Below are 4,253 nucleotides of genomic sequence, written 5' to 3'. Positions count from 1 at the left end.
TCCAAGCAGGAGATGCTTCTATATTCGGTTGTTGGAGAAAAGCGTTTAAGGAGTTAGTAATGCTGGGTGATTGCATGAATTTTGTTAGCAGAAGAATGCTTAGCAATATTCCAGGTAGATTTTGTAGGGTGCGTTAGGCGGTTTGGTTGATAAAAATAGATGATATTGCCATAGTTTAAGCCGTAACGCACCATTGTATTGGTTAAGGATATTTTGGTTTCAATTTGTATATAGATGGTGCGTTACATTTCACCGCGAAGCACCCTACAAGAGCGATTGGCCTACGGCCACGCTACGCGTAGGCACTGACGGCTGACCGCTGACCGCTGTTCGCGCAGCGTGCGCGTAGCGCATATGCTTACTTTGTGCCATAGCCTGAGTATTGCCGCATAGAAGGTGGCTGAAACCCAATAACAATATCATTTTTGGGAACGTTCATATTAACCATATCTTGACCAATATCCCATTCAGTATTGTTATTCTGAATCCAGATCTTGCCATTTTTTATCTCTAAATGAACTGAACAGCCATAAACTCTTTCTTTCTTGTCCCAGCCGATGGCCATTACTTGATAATGGTCGTTTTCCGTATCAAAAATGCTATGAATTTCAATGTCACCATGAGAGGGTTTGTAACTGGCATATTGACTGAGTAGTTGCTTGATTATGCTGCGATAAGTTTGAAGCTTTTCTAGCTTTTCCATGATACAATTACCTCATTATCAATGTCATAACTTATAGCAAGTATTATACCCATGAGGTACAAATCTCTGGGTTTTAGGGAGCAGGGAGCAGGGAGCAGGGAATAGGGAATAGGGAATAGGGAATAGGGAATAGGGAATAGGGAATAGGGAATAGGGAATAGAAAAAAAATAATGTGTACCTCAAAGGTATGATAAACGCTATAATAGTTTAAGTTGGTACTATTGAATAACAATTTGAGGGAATTCTTTCTGAAAAAACCTTTGGTAGGTGGTATCGGGAATCGCCAGAAATAATTGTCGTTCTGGATCTTTTACCTTTAAGGCTACTCGATAGTTAATGAATTGACCAATGGCAAGGTGGAAGTCTGTAATAGAGGAGGGATTAATAAAACTTTTGATTTCCACTGCAATCCGCTGACCATTTCTTTCTGCCGCAATTAGTTTTTAGGCACCCAGATCAATAAAAAATTCTACTCCGCCGACTTTCAAAAAAAACGGATCATCGGTAATTTGCCAACCATCTTTAATTAAGGCATTTTTAACAACATCATGAAATAAGTCTTTTGCCATTACTCTTGCTCCCTTGCATCACAAAACCTGTGGTATTTAAAGTGTTGGCGGAGGTGACGAATGAAGTAGGGGGTAAAGCGAGCATTCCTTAGGGTAGGGTCGGCAAATTCTGAGAGCTTGGCAATTTCATCATCAATCATGTCCATTTGCCCACCCTACTTTATCTGATAATTCTTCACGAAGAATACGACGTAGATCCCCTTGGGTCAGAGGTTGCTCATTTGGCAGTAGGATATGTTTTTTTAAAGCCTCATTTATCAGAGTCTGATAACCAATTCCAGCCGTTTCGGCCTGTTCTCGAAAATTGGCAAGAATTTCATCATCGAGATAAATAGTAATGCGTGTTTTTCCTTTAGAAGGAATTACGGCTCCTCGTTTTCCTTTAGAAAAATCATATTCCTTTCTCATAAGCTTTTGTCTCCTGTTTTGTGGCGCGACGAGCAGAAATTAATCGAATCACCTCACCGCGCATGGTATATACAACGACCAATGGTAATCCAGAGTTTCCTATTCCCACTGCGATGAAACGTTCTTCACTAATCGAATCTGGATCAATGTCATGAATGGCAAGGGGATCGAAAAACACCATTTCAGCTTCCGCAAAGGAAACACCATGATGCATGCCAATTGGTTTTTGCAATTCTTGGATCATATTCAAATGTCATACATATATTATATGTATAACTTAAAGTCTAGTCAAGATCTATTTGTGCGATTGGCCGTAGGCCACGCTACGCGAACGCACTCGGTTGGTGTGTTGGGAGAAGCGTACGCTATTATTCTCCCCAAGCACTTAAAAATTCTACTTGATTTTTCATGTCTTCTGCTGATTTAGTGGCAATTATCCTTAAAATCCGCCGCATTTGTTCACCAATGGAATAGTTTTGAAACCCTAAAATAATCCCTGAATGCTCTTGTTTTTTATCGATAAAATTAGTATGAATTCTATAAAAGTCTCGGGCATTAAAGCTATAAATAACCCGCTGATGGTCATAGGCCCATTGTAATTGTTCTTCATCGCTACGGGACAACATTTGAGCTTCCCCTGTCGAGACAACATTCACGTTGCGAAGACGCAAGGCCGTTATCAGATCGCTATCCATGCTATCTTCATCTAAATAAAGACGAATTTGTGTCATTTTTAGGGTTTGGTTGCCTGATAATGTTGTTTGGCGAGTTCTTCATAGGCGGTTTGTTCGGCTGCTATATCTTGGTCAATTTCGAGACGGTTAGCATGATAATACGTTAAGGCGGCATAAATTTGAGTGATTGTTAGGTGATTTAATCGTCTGGCTATTTCTTCGGCGTTGTTACCTTGATTATATAGGCCAGCAATTCGGCGCACAGAGGTTCGAGTTCCTGCAATGACTGGACGATTACTATTGGGATCAGTTGTGATCAGTTTGCCAATGTCGGTAAGGGTTGCCAAGGGGTTTCTCCAATAAATATGGGGGGTTTTTCCCTTATTTTAAAATATAGTGCGTACGCATTCGGTCCGGTAGGGTGGGCAAATACTAAACGGAAGGCAATTTCATCAGGAACCCAAGACCATTTGCCCACCAAACTACAAGAGTGCGATCGCATTCGGTAGGGGTAGGGTGGGCAAATACTATACCGAAGGCAATTTCATCATATATCCTGACTATTTGCCCACCCGACAAGTGCGATCGCATTCGGTAGGGGTAGGGTGGGCAAATACTATACCGAAGGCAATTTCATCATATATCCTGACTATTTGCCCACCCGACAAGTGCGATCGCAAAAGGAGCGGGTAGGGTCGGCAAATACTATACCGAAGGCAATTTCATCATCAATCCTGACTATTTGCCCACCCTACTACAAGCAAGGGGTAGGGTCGGCAAATCATCAACCATTAACCAATAGTCGGGTAGATCGCAATTCCGTCGGGTAGGGTGGGCAAATTCTGTACCGAAGGCAATTTCATCATATATCCTGACTATTTGCCCACCCTACTACTACAAGTAGATCGCATTCGGTCGGGTAGGGTGGGCAAATTCTGTACCGAAGGCAATTTCATCATATATCCTGACTATTTGCCCACCCTACTTTATCCGCGTACTCCGGCCCATTTGCCCACCCTACTCTGAATCGGGATTAAACTGAAACAGAGGATGCTCGCCACCATTTTAATCTCAATATGTCGAACTATCGTCGTTCTTATGTGCCAGGAGGAGTATTTTTTCTGACTTTAGTCACATATCGCCGTATTCCTCTATTTTCAGATGTTGAGAATATAATAAGGTTACGGAAGGCGATGGCAAAAATGCGGACAGAAAAACCCTTTGACATCACAGCAGCCGTTGTTTTACCGGATCATCTTCATTTTATCTGGTCGTTACCACCGGATGATTCTAATTATTCTATGCGAGTGTCTCGGTTTAAGGTGTTATTTACCCGCTCTTTACCGGAAAAACGCTCATTTGAGGTAGATGTTTCTGCTTCTCGTCGTAAGCATCGAGAAAGCAATGTCTGGCAACGTCGGTTTTGGGAGCATACCATTCGTAATGACCATGATTTACACCGACATATAGATTATATTCACTATAATCCGGTTAAACATGGTTTGGTGTCTTGTCCACATTTGTGGGAATATTCCAGTTTTCACAAATGGGTGGAGCGAGGCAAGTATCGACCGGATTGGGGGTGTTGTTGTGGGAAGAATTTACCACAAGTTCTAGATTTTAGCGATTTAGAAGATTTTGCAGGGGAGTAGGGTGGGCAAATTATTAATGTGGGGTAGGGTGGGCAAATTATCAAAGTTTTACCAATTGATCATCAATCATGTCCATTTGCCCACCCTACAAGAGCGATCGCACTTCATCAATATAACCATTATTAAGCAACAAAATAGTCGGGTAGGGTGGGCAAATTCTGATAGTTTGGCAATTCGATCAGTTATCATCTCAATTTGCCCACCCTACTTTATCAGCGTTCGCACTTCATCATTATAACCATTATT

Annotated in this window: 10 protein-coding genes and 1 pseudogene; 3 read left to right on the top strand and 8 right to left on the bottom strand. The window is 41.7% G+C overall.

The annotated features are described in order from the left end of the window. Nucleotides 1–358: 358 nt before the first annotated feature. The 8 genes and pseudogenes from F6K49_RS32310 to F6K49_RS32275 all read right to left on the bottom strand — a co-directional run bounded on the left by F6K49_RS32310 (nucleotide 359) and on the right by F6K49_RS32275 (nucleotide 2,946). The gene (locus F6K49_RS32310) at nucleotides 359–703 is read right to left on the bottom strand and encodes a XisI protein (RefSeq protein ID WP_293066386.1); all 345 of its coding nucleotides are present in this window, start codon (nucleotides 701–703) and stop codon (nucleotides 359–361) included. A 222-nt stretch (nucleotides 704–925) separates the two neighbouring features. Beyond that, nucleotides 926–1,273: pseudogene (locus tag F6K49_RS32305) on the bottom strand (XisH family protein); the annotation flags it as partial. Beyond that, nucleotides 1,273–1,419: a hypothetical protein gene (locus tag F6K49_RS32300; protein WP_293054923.1), complete on the bottom strand. Its 147-nt coding sequence runs from the start codon at nucleotides 1,417–1,419 to the stop codon at nucleotides 1,273–1,275. The gene F6K49_RS32300 and the pseudogene F6K49_RS32305, both read right to left, overlap by 1 nt. Continuing rightward, entirely contained in the window at nucleotides 1,406–1,681 is a 276-nt protein-coding gene (locus F6K49_RS32295; RefSeq protein ID WP_293103220.1) for a BrnA antitoxin family protein, read from the bottom strand. The genes F6K49_RS32300 and F6K49_RS32295 overlap by 14 nt, the downstream gene beginning before the upstream one ends. Continuing rightward, the gene (locus F6K49_RS32290) at nucleotides 1,665–1,925 is read right to left on the bottom strand and encodes a BrnT family toxin (RefSeq protein WP_293103223.1); all 261 of its coding nucleotides are present in this window, start codon (nucleotides 1,923–1,925) and stop codon (nucleotides 1,665–1,667) included. Before F6K49_RS32290 ends, F6K49_RS32295 begins: the two co-directional genes overlap by 17 nt. A 124-nt stretch (nucleotides 1,926–2,049) precedes the next feature. Then, nucleotides 2,050–2,412, bottom strand: coding sequence for a DUF5615 family PIN-like protein (locus F6K49_RS32285; RefSeq protein ID WP_293082772.1), 363 nt, complete (start codon nucleotides 2,410–2,412; stop codon nucleotides 2,050–2,052). 2 nt (nucleotides 2,413–2,414) lie between these two features. Then, nucleotides 2,415–2,702, bottom strand: coding sequence for a DUF433 domain-containing protein (locus F6K49_RS32280; RefSeq protein WP_293103217.1), 288 nt, complete (start codon nucleotides 2,700–2,702; stop codon nucleotides 2,415–2,417). 85 nt (nucleotides 2,703–2,787) lie between these two features. Next, the gene (locus tag F6K49_RS32275; RefSeq protein WP_293103214.1) at nucleotides 2,788–2,946 is read right to left on the bottom strand and encodes a hypothetical protein; all 159 of its coding nucleotides are present in this window, start codon (nucleotides 2,944–2,946) and stop codon (nucleotides 2,788–2,790) included. A 14-nt stretch (nucleotides 2,947–2,960) separates the two neighbouring features. Between F6K49_RS32275 and F6K49_RS32270 the strand changes: the two genes are divergently transcribed. The 3 genes from F6K49_RS32270 (at nucleotide 2,961) to F6K49_RS32260 (ending at nucleotide 4,245) form a co-directional block, all read left to right on the top strand. Beyond that, nucleotides 2,961–3,185 (top strand): hypothetical protein, encoded by a 225-nt coding sequence (locus F6K49_RS32270; RefSeq protein WP_293103211.1) that lies wholly within the window; start codon nucleotides 2,961–2,963, stop codon nucleotides 3,183–3,185. Between the two features lie 246 nt (nucleotides 3,186–3,431). Continuing rightward, on the top strand, nucleotides 3,432–4,007 hold the full coding sequence (locus F6K49_RS32265; RefSeq protein ID WP_293103208.1) for a transposase: 576 nt from the start codon (nucleotides 3,432–3,434) through the stop codon (nucleotides 4,005–4,007). A 1-nt stretch (nucleotide 4,008) separates the two neighbouring features. Then, the gene (locus tag F6K49_RS32260) at nucleotides 4,009–4,245 is read left to right on the top strand and encodes a hypothetical protein (RefSeq protein ID WP_293103205.1); all 237 of its coding nucleotides are present in this window, start codon (nucleotides 4,009–4,011) and stop codon (nucleotides 4,243–4,245) included. The last annotated feature ends 8 nt before the right edge of the window (nucleotides 4,246–4,253 follow it).

The organism is Moorena sp. SIO3I6, assembly GCF_010672095.1.
The sequence above is the reverse complement of the archived record's forward strand: the minus strand, read 5'-3'. Positions and strand labels throughout refer to the sequence as shown.

Bases quoted from the DNA above. Each gene is read 5' to 3' on its own strand.
- F6K49_RS32310 (WP_293066386.1), bottom strand. From the start codon at position 703: ATGGAAAAGCTAGAAAAGCTTCAAACTTATCGCAGCATAATCAAGCAA.
- F6K49_RS32300 (WP_293054923.1), bottom strand. From the start codon at position 1,419: ATGGACATGATTGATGATGAAATTGCCAAGCTCTCAGAATTTGCCGAC.
- F6K49_RS32295 (WP_293103220.1), bottom strand. From the start codon at position 1,681: ATGAGAAAGGAATATGATTTTTCTAAAGGAAAACGAGGAGCCGTAATT.
- F6K49_RS32290 (WP_293103223.1), bottom strand. From the start codon at position 1,925: ATGATCCAAGAATTGCAAAAACCAATTGGCATGCATCATGGTGTTTCC.
- F6K49_RS32285 (WP_293082772.1), bottom strand. From the start codon at position 2,412: ATGACACAAATTCGTCTTTATTTAGATGAAGATAGCATGGATAGCGAT.
- F6K49_RS32275 (WP_293103214.1), bottom strand. From the start codon at position 2,946: ATGCGATCGCACTTGTCGGGTGGGCAAATAGTCAGGATATATGATGAA.
- F6K49_RS32265 (WP_293103208.1), top strand. From the start codon at position 3,432: ATGTCGAACTATCGTCGTTCTTATGTGCCAGGAGGAGTATTTTTTCTG.